We start from the raw sequence: 15,854 nt of genomic DNA, 5'->3' as shown, positions 1-15,854 counted from the left end.
GGTAACTCTTTTATAAAAAGTGCTACCAATTGGTCACTCAGTTCACTGATAAATCTTTTATGACTGTATCATTGTCGAGTGCCCACACAGATTGCATGGTCAAATTGTTAAAGAGCTTGTTTCTAAGTAAGTCTTTGTGACTTAGCTCTCGAAACGGGCGGCCATTCTAACCAATCGAAGTGAAGTGTCAAACACTTTTTTCAATTTGTTTTTTTCTGACCGCTTACACTGCCTAGCACTTAAGTTTGCTGCTCTGCCGTGTCAGTGAGGCGGCATTATAGAGAGTCAGAATCACATGACAAGTAAAAAAACAGAAAAAGACACCAAGCGAACACTTTTCACTCACAGAAAAGAAAAACGAACAACAATCAAGCAAAACCACCCTCAATCATCGGGGCTGATAGGCTCCTAATGAGAATAAAAACAAAAAAAGTATAGTGGGAGAAGAAAGTTGTGGGGGAAGATAAAGAAGAACAACAAGAGTATTGACTAAAACAACAGTGGTTAAATCCATAACCACCCAGTCCTGATTGTGGTGCCTGATAATTAGTAAAACATCACTATAAAAAAAGCCGGGCAATGCCCGGCTTTCTTACGTTTTTAAACTATTGCTTATTCAGCAGCAGCTTCTTCCTGAGCTTCAGGACGGTCTACCAGCTCAATGTAAGCCATAGGGGCTTTATCACCAGCACGGAAACCGCATTTCATAATGCGAGTGTAACCGCCTGGACGCTGAGCAAAACGTGGACCTAATTCGTTAAACAGTTTAGCAACGACTTCGTTATCACGAGTACGTGCAAATGCCAGACGACGGTTAGCTACACTGTCAGTCTTAGCTAGGGTAATCAAAGGCTCAATTACGCGACGCAGCTCTTTTGCCTTAGGCAAGGTAGTCTTGATAAGCTCGTGACGTACCAGAGAGCTAGCCATGTTGCTGAACATCGCTTTGCGATGACTGCTGTTGCGGTTGAGTTGACGACCACTCTTACGATGGCGCATGACCTAATCCTTCTAACTAGATATCAGTAACTATTAATCTTCAGCGATAGATGCTGGCGGCCAGTTTTCCAGGCGCATACCCAGAGACAGACCACGTGAAGCCAGCACGTCTTTGATTTCAGTCAAAGACTTCTTACCCAGGTTTGGCGTTTTCAGTAGCTCAACCTCAGTACGCTGAACAAGATCACCGATGTAGTGGATCGCTTCTGCTTTCAAACAGTTAGCAGAGCGAACAGTTAGTTCAAGATCGTCTACAGGACGCAGTAGGATCGGATCGAACTCCGGCTTCTCTTCTTTCTCTTCAGGAACTCGTACATCACGCAGATCTACGAATGCGTCAAGTTGTTCTGCCAGAATAGTAGCAGCACGACGAATCGCTTCCTCAGGATCAAGAGTACCATTGGTCTCCATATCGATAACTAGCTTATCAAGGTCAGTGCGCTGTTCAACACGCGCAGCCTCGACTGAGTAAGCGATACGATCAACTGGGCTGAAAGTTGCATCAACTAACAAACGACCAATTGGACGCTCGTCTTCATCACTGTGAATACGAGCAGATGCTGGTACATAGCCGCGACCACGTTCTACCTTGATGCGCATGCTGATATCAGCATTATCATCAGTCAAATGGCAGATCACGTGCTCTGGGTTCGCAATCTCAACATCACCATCATGGGTGATGTCACCTGCAACAACAGGGCCTGCACCAGATTTACTGAGGCTCAAGATGACTTCGTCTTTCCCTTCAACCTTAACGGCCAGGCCTTTCAGGTTCAGTAGGATTTCAAGAACGTCCTCTTGGACTCCCTCTTTGGTGCTGTACTCGTGTAACACACCGTCGATTTCTACTTCAGTCACTGCGCAACCTGGCATAGATGACAGAAGAATACGACGTAGAGCATTGCCTAGAGTGTGGCCAAAACCGCGCTCCAGAGGCTCAAGAGTTACTTTTGCATGCGTCGTATTAACTTGTTCAATATCAACAAGACGCGGCTTAAGAAATTCTGTTACAGAACCCTGCATTGTGTCCTCTCTTAACTATAGCCTTACTTAGAGTAAAGCTCGACGATCAGGTGTTCGTTGATGTCGGCAGACAAATCAGAACGCTCTGGAAGACGCTTAAAGGTACCTTCCATTTTGTTGCTGTCTACTTCGACCCAAGTCGGCAGTTCACGCTGAGTAGCAACTTCAAGAGCTGCTTTGATGCGTGCTTGGTTTTTAGCTTTCTCACGAATGCTAACAACGTCGTTTGCAGCCACCTGGAAAGATGGGATGTTAACGACTTGACCATTAACCAGGATCGCTTTGTGGCTTACCAGCTGACGTGATTCAGCGCGAGTTGCACCAAAGCCCATGCGGTAAACAACATTATCCAGACGACCTTCCAGAAGTTGCAGCAGGTTTTCACCTGTGTTGCCTTTCAGGCGAGCAGCTTCTTTGTAGTAGTTACGGAATTGCTTTTCCAGTACGCCATAAGTACGACGAACTTTCTGCTTCTCGCGAAGCTGAACGCCATAGTCAGACAGGCGGCCACGACGGGCACCGTGCTGGCCCGGCGCGTTATCAATTTTACACTTGGTATCAATCGCGCGAACACCAGACTTAAGGAATAAGTCAGTGCCTTCACGACGGCTAAGCTTCAGCTTAGGACCCAAATATCTTGCCATGTTCTTTCTCCAATATTCCTAGAAACGAAACGTTATACGCGACGTTTCTTAGGTGGACGACAACCGTTATGAGGGATCGGAGTCGCATCAACAATGTTAGTGATACGGAAACCCGCTGCATTCAGAGCACGGATTGTTGACTCACGACCAGGACCTGGGCCCTTAACCATAACTTCCAGGTTCTTAACGCCATATTCTTTGGCCATTTCACCACAACGCTCAGCAGCAACCTGTGCAGCAAACGGTGTAGATTTACGAGAACCACGGAAACCTGAACCACCGGCAGTTGCCCAAGCCAGAGCATTACCTTGACGGTCAGTAATGGTAACGATTGTGTTGTTGAAAGAAGCGTGGATGTGCGCTACGCCATCAGCAACTTGCTTGCGTACGCGCTTACGAGCGCGAGTTGGTTGTTTTGCCATTGTACTCTACCTTATCCGATTATTTTTTGATCGGCTTGCGCGGACCCTTACGGGTACGAGCGTTGGTTTTAGTACGCTGTCCACGTAGAGGTAGACTGCGACGATGACGAAGACCACGGTAACAACCAAGATCCATTAGGCGCTTGATGTTCATGGAAACTTCACGACGTAGATCACCTTCTACAGTGTACTTAGCTACACCATCACGCAGTTGATCGATCTGCTCTTCAGTTAGTTCACTGATCTTAACATTTTCAGCAATACCCACATCAGCCAGAATAGCTTTTGAACGAGTTTTACCGACGCCATAAATCGCAGTCAGTGCGATTACAGCATGCTTTTGATCAGGAATGTTAATGCCTGCAATACGGGCCACTATTCACTCCTAGTACTTATCAAGAATAACCGCTGCAAAGCCCGTTTAGGATACGCAGCGGTGTCACAATTCTTTTGCACACACAAAAGATGGTTGGCTAATTTAGCCAACCTACCTTCAATTTGCAAGAAATATTTCTGCTGGTTAGCCTTGGCGTTGCTTATGCTTTGGCTCACTGCAAATTACACGCACAACACCGTTGCGCTTGATAACTTTACAGTTACGGCAGATTTTCTTAACGGAAGCACGAACTTTCATTGCTAAACTCCGTAAATGGATAACCAAGCTTAACGGCCGTAGCCTTTAAGATTAGCCTTTTTCAAAACCGACTCATACTGTTGAGACATCAGGTGTGTCTGAACTTGAGCCATGAAGTCCATAATAACCACAACTACAATCAGTAGTGACGTACCGCCAAAGTAGAAGCGAACGTTCCAAGCAATCATCATGAACTCGGGGATCAGACAGATAAAGGTAATGTATAACGCACCAGCCAAAGTCAGGCGTGTCATCACTTTATCAATGTACTTCGCAGTCTGCTCGCCCGGACGAATACCAGGTATGAACGCACCGGATTTCTTCAGGTTATCTGCTGTTTCACGCGGGTTGAACACCAACGCTGTATAGAAGAAACAGAAGAAGATAATCGCAGCGGCATACAGCATAACGTACAGTGGTTGACCTGGGCTAAGTGCCAGAGACACGTCAGTCAGGAAACCAAAAGTACCTTCTCCATTTCCACCGAACCACTGAGCCAGTGTACCAGGGAAAAGAATGATACTGGATGCAAAAATTGCTGGAATCACACCTGCCATATTAATCTTCAATGGCAGATGAGTGCTCTGACCTGCATAGACCCGACGGCCTTGCTGGCGTTTGGCGTAGTTAACGACGATACGACGCTGACCACGTTCCATGAACACTACAAAATAGATTACAGCAAAAGAAATTACTGCAATTAACAGTAGAAGAAGTACGTGCAATTCACCTTGACGCGCTTGTTCTACGGTCTGTCCAATAGCTGGTGGCAATCCTGCAACGATACCTGTGAATATAATCAGAGATATACCGTTACCAATGCCACGTTCTGTAATCTGCTCACCTAACCACATTAAGAACATGGTACCAGTGACCAAACTTACGACCGCAACAAAGTAGAAACCAAGGCCTGGATTATGCACCAGGCCAGGGATCATACTTGGTAACCCCGTCGCAATACCAATTGCTTGGAAGGTTGCCAACACAAGCGTGCCATAGCGAGTATACTGGCTGATCTTACGGCGACCAGACTCACCTTCTTTCTTCAACTCGGCTAAAGCCGGATGAACAACCGTTAGCAACTGAACAATAATCGAGGCCGAAATATACGGCATAATGCCCAGTGCTAAAATGGATGCACGCTCAAGTGCACCACCAGAGAACATATTAAACAGTTCAATGATGGTACCCTTTTGCTGTTCGAACAGATCGGCTAGTACAGCAGCGTCAATACCAGGAATAGGCACAAAAGAGCCAGCTCGGAAAATTAAGATAGCCCCTATTACAAATAGCAGACGAGTCTTAAGCTCTGCTAGGCCACCTTTTGCGCTACTAAAATCTTGTCCTGGTTGTTTAGCCATCTGTACCTCATCCTCGAGTTAATTATTCCTCGATTTTACCGCCTGCAGCTTCGATTGCAGCTTTAGCGCCTTTAGTTACGCGTAAGCCTTTCACTGTTACAGCGCGGTTGATCTCACCAGACAGAACAACTTTTACAGTTTCCATGTTCTTGGTGATCACGTTTGCAGCTTTCAGTGTTTCCAGACTTACTACGTCACCTTCAACTTTCGCCAGTTCTGACAGGCGAACTTCAGCTGTTACCAGGCTCTTGCGAGAAGTAAAACCGAATTTTGGTAGACGCTGTTTCAAAGGCATTTGACCGCCTTCGAAACCTGGGCGAACAGAACCACCAGAACGTGATTTCTGACCTTTGTGACCACGGCCACAAGTTTTACCCAGGCCTGAACCGATACCACGGCCTACGCGCTTCGCAGAAGGCTTAGAACCCGCAGCCGGAGATAGAGTATTCAAACGCATTCTGATTACTCCTCTACTTTAACCATGTAATGAACCTGATTGATCATGCCGCGAACGCAAGCAGTATCTTCCAGCTCAACAGTGTGGTTGATGCGACGTAGGCCCAAGCCACGCAGCGTAGCTTTATGCTTCGGCAAACGACCGATAGAGCTACGAGTCTGAGTTACTTTGATAGTTTTAGCCATGTCGATTACTCCAGAATTTCTTTAACAGAAAGACCACGCTTAGCAGCGATCATTTCTGGAGAGTTCATACCACTCAAACCATCAATAGTCGCACGAACGATATTGATTGGGTTTGTAGAACCGTATGCTTTAGCCAGTACGTTATGCACGCCAGCGACTTCCAGCACTGCACGCATTGCACCACCGGCGATGATACCAGTACCTTCTGATGCAGGTTGCATGTACACCTTAGAACCGGTGTGGCGACCTTTAACAGCGTGGTGCAGAGTACCTTCGTTCAGGGCAACTGTAACCATGTTACGACGTGCTTTTTCCATTGCTTTCTGGATTGCAGCTGGCACTTCACGTGCTTTACCGTAACCGAAACCAACGCGACCATTACCATCACCAACAACAGTCAGTGCGGTAAAGCTGAAAATACGACCACCTTTAACCGTCTTAGATACACGGTTAACAGCGATCAGCTTTTCATTCAGATCTGATTGAGTTTTTTCGTTAGCCATCTTCCGCCTACCTTAGAATTTCAGACCAGCTTCACGGGCAGCTTCTGCCAGTGCAGCCACGCGGCCGTGGTATTGGAAACCGGAACGATCGAATGCAACGTTAGAGATGCCTTTTTCAATCGCGCGCTCAGCGATGATTTTACCCACAACTGCAGCAGCGTCTTTGTTACCGGTGCTCTTCACTTGCTCACGGATCGCTTTTTCTACGGTAGAAGCGGCAGCGATAACCTCGGAGCCATTTGGTGCGATTACCTGAGCGTACACATGGCGTGGAGTACGGTGTACTACCAAGCGAGTTGCACCCAGTTCAGCAATCTTACGACGTGCTCTGGTCGCACGACGGATACGAGATGCTTTCTTATCCATAGTGTTACCTTACTTCTTCTTAGCTTCTTTAATACGCACGACTTCGTCGGCGTAACGAACACCTTTACCTTTGTAAGGCTCAGGGCTACGGTAAGCGCGAATGTCTGCAGCGACTTGACCAATCAACTGCTTATCAGTACCAGTCAGTACGATTTCAGTTTGAGTTGGACACTCAGCTTTAATACCTGCAGGCAGTTCATGCTCAACTGGGTGTGAGAAGCCCAGAGTCAGGCCAACAGCGTTGCCTTTGATGGCAGCACGATAACCTACACCCTTAAGGATCAGCTTCTTAGTAAAGCCTTCAGTAACACCAACAACCATGTTGTTAACCAGTGCACGAGCTGTACCAGCCTGTGCCCAAGCATCGTTGAAGCCGTCGCGAGGACCGAACTTAATGGTGTTTTCTTCCTGGGTTAGTTCAACTGCTTCGTTAATTACACGAACCAGTTCACCCTTACCACCTTTTACAGTGATTTCCTGACCGTTGAGTTTAACTTCTACGCCGGCAGGAACAACTACAGGTGCTTTTGCAACACGTGACATTTTCCTACTCCTATTAAGCTACGTAGCAGATAATCTCACCACCAAGACCTGCTTTACGAGCAGCACGGTCAGTCATCAGACCCTTGGAAGTGGACACAACGGCAATACCCAGGCCACCCATCACAGTCGGCAGCGCATCTTTTTTCTTGTAGATACGCAGGCCAGGACGTGAAACGCGCTGGATTTGCTCAATTACAGCTTTAGTCTCGAAGTACTTCAGAGTAACTTCGAGTTCAGGCTTAACTTCGCCAGAAACGGCGTAGTCAGCCACAAAACCTTCTTCTTTCAGCAAAGCTGCGATGGCAACTTTCAACTTAGAAGATGGCATTTTAACAGCAACTTTCTTCGCTGCCTGACCGTTACGAATGCGGGTCAGCATATCCGAAATCGGATCTTGCATGCTCATAAGTCAATACTCCGTGATTCTTAATTGGTAATAAATTACCAGCTAGCCTTACGCAGACCCGGAATCTCGCCTTTCATGCAAGCTTCACGAACCTTGATACGGGACAGACCAAACTTACGCAGGTACCCGTGTGGGCGTCCAGTCTGGTTACAGCGATTACGCTGACGAGATGGACTTGAATCACGTGGTAGAGACTGAAGCTTGAGCACTGCATCCCAGCGTTCTTCTTCAGACGCATTCACGTCGCTAATTAGAGCTTTAAGCGCGGCACGCTTTTCAGCGTACTTTGCTACCAGCTTGGCACGTTTTACTTCACGTGCCTTCATAGATTCTTTAGCCATTAGTAACCCTTACTTTTTACTTACGGAATGGGAAGTTAAAAGCAGACAGCAGAGCACGAGCTTCTTCGTCAGAGTTCGCAGTGGTTGTGATTGTGATGTCTAAACCACGTACACGATCCACTTTGTCGAAATCGATCTCTGGGAAGATAATCTGCTCACGAACGCCCATGCTATAGTTACCACGACCGTCAAATGATTTCGGGTTTAAACCACGGAAATCACGGATACGCGGTACAGCAATAGAGATCAGACGTTCGAAAAAGTCCCACATACGTTCGCCACGCAGGGTTACTTTACAGCCGATCGGGTAGCCCTCACGGATCTTAAAGCCAGCAACAGACTTACGAGCTTTGGTAACCAGCGGCTTTTGACCTGTAATTGCGGCCATATCAGCAGCTGCGTTTTCCAACAGCTTCTTGTCGTTCAAGGCTTCACCGACACCCATGTTCAGGGTGATCTTTTCGATCCTTGGGACTTGCATGATGCTCTTGTACTCGAACTTGTCAGCAAGTTCTTTTACAACAGACTCTTTGTAGTAATCATGCAGTTTCGCCATAGTACTACTCCAAAATTACTTGATAGTTTCGCCATTAGATTTGAAGAAACGAACTTTTTTGCCGTCTTCAAATCGGAAGCCTACACGGTCAGCTTTACCAGTTGCCGCGTTGAAGATTGCAACGTTAGAAGCATCAAGAGCTGCTTCTTGTTCAACGATGCCACCCTGGATACCCATAGCCGGTACAGGCTTCTGGTGTTTTTTAACCAGGTTGATACCTTCAACAACGATTTTACCAGTTGCCAGGACCTTAGATACTTTACCTTTCTTACCTTTATCTTTACCAGTAAGAACGATAACTTCGTCGTTACGACGGATTTTAGCTGCCATTTTCGTCACTCCTTACAGTACTTCTGGCGCTAGTGAAACAATTTTCATGAATTTCGCAGAGCGAAGTTCACGAGTCACTGGGCCAAAGATACGAGTACCGATTGGTTGCTCTGTATTGTTGTTCAGCAATACGCAAGCATTACGGTCGAAGCGAATGACAGAGCCGTCTGGACGACGAACGCCTTTACGGGTGCGCACAACCACCGCTTTCAGTACATCACCTTTTTTCACTTTACCGCGAGGAATTGCTTCCTTGACAGTAACTTTGATGATGTCACCGATATGTGCATAGCGACGGTGAGAACCACCCAGAACCTTAATACACATTACGCTACGAGCGCCGGAGTTATCGGCTGCATCTAGCATACTTTGCATTTGGATCATGTTAGTGCTCCGCTTATCAAAAACATCTAGACCCATCTCGGGTCGAATTCGCCTTTATTACAAGGGCGGCGAATAATAACACCATTTTTTGAGAATGGGTAGATAAAAAATAAACGGCCCCATTTTTTCAGGGGCCGCTCAGTTATGTAGTTGCTAAAGCTCGCTTAAACGCGCGCTTTTTCAACAACGCGTACCAAAGTCCAAGATTTTTTCTTAGACAGTGGACGACACTCACTGATCTCAACTGTGTCGCCAATGCCACACTCGTTGTTCTCATCGTGAGCGTGCAGTTTAGTCGTACGCTTGATGAACTTACCATAGATTGGGTGCTTCACGAAACGCTCGATAGCAACCACGATAGACTTGTCCATCTTGTCGCTAACAACACGACCCTGCTGAGTACGAATTTTCTCGCTCATTATGCGCCAGCCTTCTCATTCAGAACGGTTTTAACACGTGCGATATCGCGACGTACTGCTTTCAGAGTGTGAGTCTGTTGCAGTTGGCCAGTCGCAGCCTGCATGCGCAGGTTGAACTGCTCACGCAGCAGGTTCACAAGCTCAGCATTCAGTTCTTCAACGCTTTTTGCGCGCAGATCTTGTGCATTCATCACATCACCGCCTTAGTTACGAAAGTGGTTTTTACAGGAAGCTTACGCGCGGCCAGTTTAAAGGCTTCACGAGCAAGATCTTCTGAAACACCATCCATTTCATAAAGAACTTTACCTGGTTGGATTTGGGCTACCCAGTACTCAACGTTACCTTTACCCTTACCCTGACGAACTTCCAACGGCTTGCTTGTAATAGGCTTGTCCGGGAAGATACGAATCCAGATTTGGCCCTGACGTTTGATATGACGAGTCATAGCACGACGAGCAGCCTCGATCTGACGAGCAGTAATACGGCCACGGCCAACTGCTTTCAGACCGAAAGTACCGAAGCTTACATCAGTACCGTTCGCCAGACCGCGGTTACGACCCTTATGAGTCTTGCGGAATTTAGTGCGTTTAGGTTGCAGCATCAATAAACTCCTTATTTACGGCCTTTGCGTTGCTTCTTAGGCTTGTTATCAGCCTTAGGCTCTTCAACTGGCATACCACCCAGAACTTCGCCTTTGAAGATCCAAGTTTTGATACCAATTACACCGTATTGGGTGTGAGCGGAAGAAGTCGCATAATCAATGTCAGCACGCAGAGTGTGCAAAGGCACACGGCCTTCACGGTACCACTCGGTACGTGCAATTTCAGCGCCGCCCAGGCGGCCACTTACTTCAACTTTGATGCCTTTAGCGCCCAGACGCATAGCATTCTGTACCGCACGCTTCATAGCGCGACGGAACATAACACGGCGCTCAAGCTGAGAAGCGATGCTGTCACCAACAAGCTGTGCATCCAGCTCTGGCTTACGTACTTCGGCGATGTTGATCTGAGCTGGAACACCAGCGATCTTAGCAACGCGAGCGCGCAGTTTCTCAACATCTTCGCCTTTCTTACCGATAACAACGCCTGGACGAGCAGTGTGAATGGTTACACGAATACTCTTAGCAGGACGCTCGATAACGATACGAGACAGAGACGCTTTTGCTAATTCCTTGGTCAGGAATTGACGTACCTTGAAGTCGCCGTCTAGGTTGTCAGCGAATTCGTTGCTGTTAGCATACCAAGTGGTATTCCAAGGCTTAACGATGCCAAGACGAATACCATTAGGATGTACTTTTTGACCCATTGCTTTGTCTCCTACTCTCTTAGCGATCCGCTACAACAACAGTGATGTGGCTAGAACGCTTCAAGATGCGATCGGCACGGCCTTTAGCACGAGGCATAATACGCTTCATGGTTGGGCCTTCATCAACGAAGATTTTCGCAACATTCAAGTCATCGATGTCTGCGCCTTCGTTGTGCTCAGCATTAGCGATAGCGGATTCCAGAACCTTCTTAACCAGGTCAGCAGCTTTTTTGTTGCTGAAAGTCAGAATTTCCAGAGCTTGTGCAACCGTTTTACCGCGCACTTGATCCGCAACCAAACGAGCTTTCTGCGGTGAGATGCGAGCAAAGCGATGTTTAGCGATAGCTTCCATTACCTATACTCCTCTTAGCGCTTCTTAGCTTTCTTATCTGCAGCATGGCCGCGATAAGTACGTGTTGGTGCAAATTCGCCCAGCTTGTGACCGATCATTTCTTCAGAAACGAAAACGGGTACGTGCTGACGACCATTATGGACAGCGATGGTCAAACCGATCATCTGAGGGATGATCATTGAGCGACGGGACCAAGTCTTAACAGGCTTCTTGTCACCGCTTTCCACCGCTTTCTCTACCTTCTTCAGCAAGTGCAGGTCAATAAAAGGACCTTTCTTGAGAGAACGTGGCATGGCTTATCCTCTGATATAAATTACTTATTACGACGACGTACGATGTACTTGTCGGTACGTTTGTTCTTACGAGTTTTGTAACCCTTCGTCGGTACGCCCCATGGTGTCACTGGGTGACGACCACCAGAAGTACGACCTTCACCACCACCGTGTGGGTGGTCGATTGGGTTCATTACAACACCACGTACGGTTGGACGAACACCACGCCAACGTGAAGCACCGGCTTTACCCAGTTCACGCAGCATATGCTCACCGTTACCAACCTCACCCAGAGTCGCACGACCTTCGGCAAGAACTTTACGCATTTCGCCAGAACGCAGACGAATAGTTACGTATGCGCCAGCACGAGCTACGATTTGTGCGTAAGTACCAGCTGAACGAGCCAGCTGAGCACCTTTACCAGGCTTCAGTTCAACACAGTGTACGGTTGAACCTACTGGGATGTTGCGCATTGGCAGGGTGTTACCTACTTTGATCGCAGCATCTGAACCAGACTGGATAGTATCACCAGCTTGGATGCCTTTTGGTGCAATGATGTAACGACGCTCACCATCTGCGTAAAGAACCAGAGCGATGTTTGCGCTACGGTTTGGATCGTATTCCAGACGCTCAACTTTCGCTGGGATACCATCTTTATTACGCTTAAAGTCAATCAGACGGTAATGTTGTTTGTTACCACCACCGATGTGACGAACAGTAATACGACCGTTATTGTTACGACCACCAGTCTTAGAGTTTTTCTCTAGAAGTGGTGCATACGGCTTACCCTTATGCAGGTCAGAGTTAACCACTTTAACAACGTGGCGACGACCTGGGGAAGTCGGCTTACATTTTACAATAGCCATTCTTCTTTGCTCCTAGCCTTACTCTGCACTACCAGCGAAGTCGATGTCTTGACCTTCTTTCAGGATCACGTACGCTTTCTTCCAGTCACTACGACGGCCTTGGCGCATACCTTGACGCTTAGTTTTACCTTTAGCAATCAGAGTATTTACAGACTTAACTTCAACCTCGAACAGTTTTTCAACTGCCGCTTTGATCTCACGCTTCGTTGCGGTCATCGCTACTTTGAAAACGATAGTGTTACCGTTCTCAGCAGCCATGGTCGCTTTTTCAGAGATGTGCGGAGCACGCAGAACTTTTAGGATACGCTCTTCGGTGATCATGCCAGCATCTCCTCAACTTGCTTAACTGCCGCAGCAGTCATCACTACTTTGTCGAATGCGATCAAGCTAACTGGGTCGATTGCAGCGGCATCGCGAACGTCAACCTTGTACAGGTTGCGTGCTGCCAGGAACAGATTCTCATCCAGTTCACCAGTCACGATCAGAACATCGTTCAGTTCCAGCTCTTTCAGCTTTGCAGCCAACTCTTTAGTTTTTGGTGCTTCTACTGAGAAGTTATCAACAACGATCAGACGCTCTTGACGAACCAGCTCAGACAGGATGCACTTCATCGCACCGCGGTACATTTTCTTGTTAACTTTCTGGCTGTGGTCCTGTGGACGAGCTGCGAAAGTTACACCACCTGTACGCCACAGTGGGCTACGGATTGTACCCGCACGGGCACGACCAGTACCCTTTTGACGCCATGGCTTAGCACCGCCACCAGATACGTCAGAACGGGTCTTTTGTGCACGAGTACCTTGACGGGCACCTGCTGCATACGCAACAACTACTTGGTGCACCAGCGCTTCGTTAAACTCACGCCCAAAAGTAGTTTCGGAGACAGCTAGCGCATCAGCGCCTTTGACTACCAATTCCATTACTAACTCCTCGACGTTACGCTTTAACAGCTGGTTTTACGATCACGTTGCCGCCAGTTGCGCCTGGTACTGCACCTTTGATCAGAAGCAGGTTGCGCTCAGCGTCAACACGTACGATCTCTAGGTTTTGAGTCGTTACACGCTCAGCACCCATGTGACCAGCCATTTTCTTGCCTTTAAATACGCGACCTGGAGTCTGACATTGACCGATAGAACCAGGAGCACGGTGAGACAAGGAGTTACCGTGGCTCATATCTTGAGTACGGAAGTTCCAACGCTTAACAGCGCCTTGGAAACCTTTACCCTTAGAAGTGCCAGTAACGTCTACTTTCTTAATTTCGTTGAACAGTTCTACGTTCAGCTCAGCGCCTACTGCGAACTCTTCACCATTGTCCAGGCGGAATTCCCACAAACCGCGGCCAGCTTCAACACCTGCTTTCGCAAAGTGACCAGCTTCAGCTTTGTTTACGCGGCTTGCTTTCTTAGCACCAGCGGTAACCTGGATAGCGTTATAACCATCAGTGTCTACAGATTTAACCTGAGTAACACGGTTATTTTCTACTTCAACCACAGTAACTGGGATAGAAGCGCCATCTTCGGTAAAGATGCGGGTCATGCCCACTTTACGACCGATTAGACCAATCATTCTCTTATCTCCCCTTAACCTAGGCTGATCTGTACATCAACGCCAGCAGCTAGATCCAGACGCATCAGAGCATCAACAGTTTTGTCTGTTGGCTCAACGATGTCGATAAGGCGCTTGTGGGTACGGATTTCGTACTGATCACGGGCGTCCTTATTCACGTGTGGAGAAATAAGAACAGTGAAACGCTCTTTACGAGTAGGCAGTGGGATTGGACCACGAACCTGCGCGCCAGTACGCTTAGCTGTTTCAACGATCTCCGCAGTAGACTGATCGATCAAACGGTGATCGAAAGCCTTCAGGCGGATACGAATACGTTGGTTCTGCATGAGACAGAGCTCCAATTCAAAAAAATTTACACAAACAATATCGCCACTCAAACTCGTTAAGACGAGAGAATGTCGATTGATTTATGTGAACGTAGCACCCCTTTTGGGCGCATTGTCAGCCAATTTAATGACTGCGAACATAAGTCAGAGTATACATTACCGAATCAGAGAACTGATTCCTTCCTCAACGCTTATTGGTTCACAACCGTCTTCTCGAGACAGTGCCGGGCATTATACCGATCACAAAATAAAAGGCAAGAGATGATGGGAAATTAAGCGGAAAAATGAAAAAGCCTTCATCCGTTGTGTACTGTGAGTCGATGAAGGCGATAAGCGCTTGATGAAATAGGCTGGCTAGTCGTCGTCTACAATCTGGGCCTGATTGTAGTTGTTGATACCCATGCGCTCAATCAAACCGAGCTGAGTTTCCAGCCAGTCGACATGCTCTTCTTCGTCTTCCAGAATGTCCTGGAATAGATCCCGGGAGACATAATCCCGTACTTCTTCAGCGTACTGAATTGCGTCCCGTAAATCCGGAATGGCATCCATTTCCAGAGAGAGATCACACTCGAGCATTTCTTTGGTATCTTCGCCAATACGCAGCTTACCCAAATCCTGGAGATTCGGAATCCCCTCCAGAAACAGGATACGTTCAATCAAATGATCAGCATGATTCATTTCATCGATAGATTCGTGGTATTCCTTGTCGGCAAGATGCTTGAGGCCCCAATCCTTGTACATACGGGCATGGAGGAAATACTGGTTGATTGCCACCAGTTCATTGCCCAGGATTTTATTGAGATGTTGAATGATTTTCGGATCGGCTTTCATTAGCTAACACTCCTCTCTCGGTTCCTTTAAGCTTAGAACCGATCTGAAGAGTGTCAAAAAAGAGACGTTGTTAAACTGAAGATTAGCTCGCTTTTTTGAGCGTAACCTCAGTAATGTCAATCACTGTAATATCCTGAGCAGTATCCCGCTCCAGAACCACATGTTGAATGATACCTTTTGCCTGACGAATACACTTACCGCATTGAGAACCGAGAGGGGTGATCGCTTTGATCCCACGGATATCTGATATACCTTCCTCTTCTACCAATTTCACAATCTTTTTGTCAGAAATTCCGTGACACAGGCAAACGTACATAACAACTCTCTACAACTGATCTGACTCAAATATAAACGAGAACCGTTAGCATTACTACTTCTGTTCCGTCACTTTGCTAGATGAATTAGTTATCAATAATGAACAAAATTGCGCCTACAGAATATGTAGAAAAGATAAGCAGTTAGCTGTGGGATTTTGCCAAGGGAATCAGAATCTGAGGGGAAAAAAGCTGTTGCAGAGTCTTAAATATACAAAAAGGGAGCCTGAGCTCCCTTTTTTCGTGTTGATTAAATCTATGCTAATTAAGCAACGATCTTAGCAACAACACCAGCACCAACGGTACGGCCACCTTCACGGATTGCAAAGCGCAGACCTTCGTCCATTGCGATAGGTGCGATCAGAGTAACAACCATCTTGATGTTGTCACCTGGCATTACCATCTCAACGCCTTCTGGCAGTTCGATAGTACCGGTCACGTCAGTTGTA

Annotated in this window: 31 protein-coding genes; all 31 read right to left on the bottom strand. The window is 47.2% G+C overall.

Annotated features, from left to right (window positions below):
• Nucleotides 1–612: 612 nt before the first annotated feature.
• Nucleotides 613–999, bottom strand: a complete 387-nt coding sequence (gene rplQ / locus IFO68_RS21525) for a 50S ribosomal protein L17 (RefSeq protein WP_027251964.1) — start codon at nucleotides 997–999, stop codon at nucleotides 613–615.
• Nucleotides 1,000–1,032: 33 nt separating this feature from the next.
• Nucleotides 1,033–2,022, bottom strand: a complete 990-nt coding sequence (locus IFO68_RS21520) for a DNA-directed RNA polymerase subunit alpha (RefSeq protein WP_027251963.1) — start codon at nucleotides 2,020–2,022, stop codon at nucleotides 1,033–1,035.
• Nucleotides 2,023–2,045: 23 nt separating this feature from the next.
• Nucleotides 2,046–2,666, bottom strand: coding sequence for a 30S ribosomal protein S4 (gene rpsD / locus IFO68_RS21515; RefSeq protein ID WP_027251962.1), 621 nt, complete (start codon nucleotides 2,664–2,666; stop codon nucleotides 2,046–2,048).
• 32 nt (nucleotides 2,667–2,698) lie between these two features.
• Nucleotides 2,699–3,088, bottom strand: coding sequence for a 30S ribosomal protein S11 (rpsK, locus tag IFO68_RS21510; protein ID WP_027251961.1), 390 nt, complete (start codon nucleotides 3,086–3,088; stop codon nucleotides 2,699–2,701).
• Between the two features lie 19 nt (nucleotides 3,089–3,107).
• Entirely contained in the window at nucleotides 3,108–3,464 is a 357-nt protein-coding gene (gene rpsM / locus IFO68_RS21505; protein WP_192017804.1) for a 30S ribosomal protein S13, read from the bottom strand.
• 144 nt (nucleotides 3,465–3,608) lie between these two features.
• Nucleotides 3,609–3,722 carry a 50S ribosomal protein L36 gene (gene rpmJ / locus IFO68_RS21500; RefSeq protein ID WP_000868186.1) on the bottom strand — a complete coding sequence of 38 codons (114 nt, stop codon included), beginning with the start codon at nucleotides 3,720–3,722 and terminating at the stop codon, nucleotides 3,609–3,611.
• A gap of 29 nt (nucleotides 3,723–3,751) precedes the next feature.
• Nucleotides 3,752–5,083 carry a preprotein translocase subunit SecY gene (gene secY / locus IFO68_RS21495; RefSeq protein ID WP_027251959.1) on the bottom strand — a complete coding sequence of 444 codons (1,332 nt, stop codon included), beginning with the start codon at nucleotides 5,081–5,083 and terminating at the stop codon, nucleotides 3,752–3,754.
• Between the two features lie 22 nt (nucleotides 5,084–5,105).
• A complete protein-coding gene (rplO, locus tag IFO68_RS21490) occupies nucleotides 5,106–5,540 on the bottom strand; it encodes a 50S ribosomal protein L15 (RefSeq protein ID WP_027251958.1) in 435 nt (144 codons plus the stop codon).
• Nucleotides 5,541–5,545: 5 nt separating this feature from the next.
• Complete coding sequence (gene rpmD, locus IFO68_RS21485) at nucleotides 5,546–5,725, bottom strand: 50S ribosomal protein L30 (RefSeq protein ID WP_027251957.1); 180 nt, start codon at nucleotides 5,723–5,725, stop codon at nucleotides 5,546–5,548.
• 5 nt (nucleotides 5,726–5,730) lie between these two features.
• Complete coding sequence (gene rpsE, locus IFO68_RS21480; protein WP_192017803.1) at nucleotides 5,731–6,228, bottom strand: 30S ribosomal protein S5; 498 nt, start codon at nucleotides 6,226–6,228, stop codon at nucleotides 5,731–5,733.
• 12 nt (nucleotides 6,229–6,240) lie between these two features.
• Entirely contained in the window at nucleotides 6,241–6,594 is a 354-nt protein-coding gene (gene rplR / locus IFO68_RS21475; RefSeq protein ID WP_027251955.1) for a 50S ribosomal protein L18, read from the bottom strand.
• Between the two features lie 9 nt (nucleotides 6,595–6,603).
• Nucleotides 6,604–7,137 carry a 50S ribosomal protein L6 gene (gene rplF, locus IFO68_RS21470; RefSeq protein WP_192017802.1) on the bottom strand — a complete coding sequence of 178 codons (534 nt, stop codon included), beginning with the start codon at nucleotides 7,135–7,137 and terminating at the stop codon, nucleotides 6,604–6,606.
• Between the two features lie 13 nt (nucleotides 7,138–7,150).
• The gene (gene rpsH, locus IFO68_RS21465; RefSeq protein WP_027251953.1) at nucleotides 7,151–7,543 is read right to left on the bottom strand and encodes a 30S ribosomal protein S8; all 393 of its coding nucleotides are present in this window, start codon (nucleotides 7,541–7,543) and stop codon (nucleotides 7,151–7,153) included.
• A gap of 35 nt (nucleotides 7,544–7,578) precedes the next feature.
• Nucleotides 7,579–7,884 carry a 30S ribosomal protein S14 gene (gene rpsN / locus IFO68_RS21460; protein WP_027251952.1) on the bottom strand — a complete coding sequence of 102 codons (306 nt, stop codon included), beginning with the start codon at nucleotides 7,882–7,884 and terminating at the stop codon, nucleotides 7,579–7,581.
• A 16-nt stretch (nucleotides 7,885–7,900) separates the two neighbouring features.
• The gene (gene rplE / locus IFO68_RS21455; protein WP_027251951.1) at nucleotides 7,901–8,440 is read right to left on the bottom strand and encodes a 50S ribosomal protein L5; all 540 of its coding nucleotides are present in this window, start codon (nucleotides 8,438–8,440) and stop codon (nucleotides 7,901–7,903) included.
• Nucleotides 8,441–8,455: 15 nt separating this feature from the next.
• The gene (rplX, locus tag IFO68_RS21450; RefSeq protein ID WP_027251950.1) at nucleotides 8,456–8,770 is read right to left on the bottom strand and encodes a 50S ribosomal protein L24; all 315 of its coding nucleotides are present in this window, start codon (nucleotides 8,768–8,770) and stop codon (nucleotides 8,456–8,458) included.
• Between the two features lie 12 nt (nucleotides 8,771–8,782).
• Nucleotides 8,783–9,154, bottom strand: a complete 372-nt coding sequence (gene rplN / locus IFO68_RS21445; protein WP_027251949.1) for a 50S ribosomal protein L14 — start codon at nucleotides 9,152–9,154, stop codon at nucleotides 8,783–8,785.
• Nucleotides 9,155–9,318: 164 nt separating this feature from the next.
• Complete coding sequence (gene rpsQ, locus IFO68_RS21440) at nucleotides 9,319–9,573, bottom strand: 30S ribosomal protein S17 (protein ID WP_027251948.1); 255 nt, start codon at nucleotides 9,571–9,573, stop codon at nucleotides 9,319–9,321.
• On the bottom strand, nucleotides 9,573–9,764 hold the full coding sequence (gene rpmC / locus IFO68_RS21435; RefSeq protein ID WP_027251947.1) for a 50S ribosomal protein L29: 192 nt from the start codon (nucleotides 9,762–9,764) through the stop codon (nucleotides 9,573–9,575). Before rpmC ends, rpsQ begins: the two co-directional genes overlap by 1 nt.
• Nucleotides 9,764–10,174: a 50S ribosomal protein L16 gene (gene rplP / locus IFO68_RS21430; RefSeq protein WP_027251946.1), complete on the bottom strand. Its 411-nt coding sequence runs from the start codon at nucleotides 10,172–10,174 to the stop codon at nucleotides 9,764–9,766. Before rplP ends, rpmC begins: the two co-directional genes overlap by 1 nt.
• 11 nt (nucleotides 10,175–10,185) lie before the next feature.
• On the bottom strand, nucleotides 10,186–10,878 hold the full coding sequence (gene rpsC, locus IFO68_RS21425) for a 30S ribosomal protein S3 (protein ID WP_027251945.1): 693 nt from the start codon (nucleotides 10,876–10,878) through the stop codon (nucleotides 10,186–10,188).
• Between the two features lie 19 nt (nucleotides 10,879–10,897).
• Entirely contained in the window at nucleotides 10,898–11,230 is a 333-nt protein-coding gene (gene rplV / locus IFO68_RS21420; protein ID WP_027251944.1) for a 50S ribosomal protein L22, read from the bottom strand.
• A 14-nt stretch (nucleotides 11,231–11,244) separates the two neighbouring features.
• Nucleotides 11,245–11,523, bottom strand: a complete 279-nt coding sequence (gene rpsS, locus IFO68_RS21415) for a 30S ribosomal protein S19 (RefSeq protein ID WP_007469141.1) — start codon at nucleotides 11,521–11,523, stop codon at nucleotides 11,245–11,247.
• Nucleotides 11,524–11,543: 20 nt separating this feature from the next.
• Nucleotides 11,544–12,368, bottom strand: coding sequence for a 50S ribosomal protein L2 (gene rplB, locus IFO68_RS21410; RefSeq protein ID WP_027251943.1), 825 nt, complete (start codon nucleotides 12,366–12,368; stop codon nucleotides 11,544–11,546).
• A gap of 18 nt (nucleotides 12,369–12,386) precedes the next feature.
• Entirely contained in the window at nucleotides 12,387–12,689 is a 303-nt protein-coding gene (gene rplW / locus IFO68_RS21405) for a 50S ribosomal protein L23 (RefSeq protein ID WP_027251942.1), read from the bottom strand.
• Nucleotides 12,686–13,288, bottom strand: a complete 603-nt coding sequence (rplD, locus tag IFO68_RS21400; RefSeq protein ID WP_027251941.1) for a 50S ribosomal protein L4 — start codon at nucleotides 13,286–13,288, stop codon at nucleotides 12,686–12,688. The genes rplW and rplD overlap by 4 nt, the downstream gene beginning before the upstream one ends.
• 16 nt (nucleotides 13,289–13,304) lie before the next feature.
• The gene (gene rplC, locus IFO68_RS21395; protein ID WP_027251940.1) at nucleotides 13,305–13,934 is read right to left on the bottom strand and encodes a 50S ribosomal protein L3; all 630 of its coding nucleotides are present in this window, start codon (nucleotides 13,932–13,934) and stop codon (nucleotides 13,305–13,307) included.
• Nucleotides 13,935–13,948: 14 nt separating this feature from the next.
• Entirely contained in the window at nucleotides 13,949–14,260 is a 312-nt protein-coding gene (gene rpsJ, locus IFO68_RS21390) for a 30S ribosomal protein S10 (protein WP_005501283.1), read from the bottom strand.
• Nucleotides 14,261–14,614: 354 nt separating this feature from the next.
• Nucleotides 14,615–15,091: a bacterioferritin gene (bfr, locus tag IFO68_RS21385; RefSeq protein WP_120513896.1), complete on the bottom strand. Its 477-nt coding sequence runs from the start codon at nucleotides 15,089–15,091 to the stop codon at nucleotides 14,615–14,617.
• Between the two features lie 82 nt (nucleotides 15,092–15,173).
• Entirely contained in the window at nucleotides 15,174–15,407 is a 234-nt protein-coding gene (locus IFO68_RS21380; RefSeq protein WP_192017801.1) for a (2Fe-2S)-binding protein, read from the bottom strand.
• Between the two features lie 263 nt (nucleotides 15,408–15,670).
• On the bottom strand, nucleotides 15,671–15,854 hold a 184-nt coding region (locus tag IFO68_RS21375; RefSeq protein WP_225445383.1), incomplete at its 5' end, for an EF-Tu C-terminal domain-related protein.

Source organism: Photobacterium arenosum, from assembly GCF_014841115.1.
In the GTDB taxonomy this organism is placed as follows: Bacteria; Pseudomonadota; Gammaproteobacteria; order Enterobacterales; family Vibrionaceae; genus Photobacterium; species Photobacterium arenosum.
This window is presented reverse-complemented; position numbering and strand designations above follow the sequence as displayed.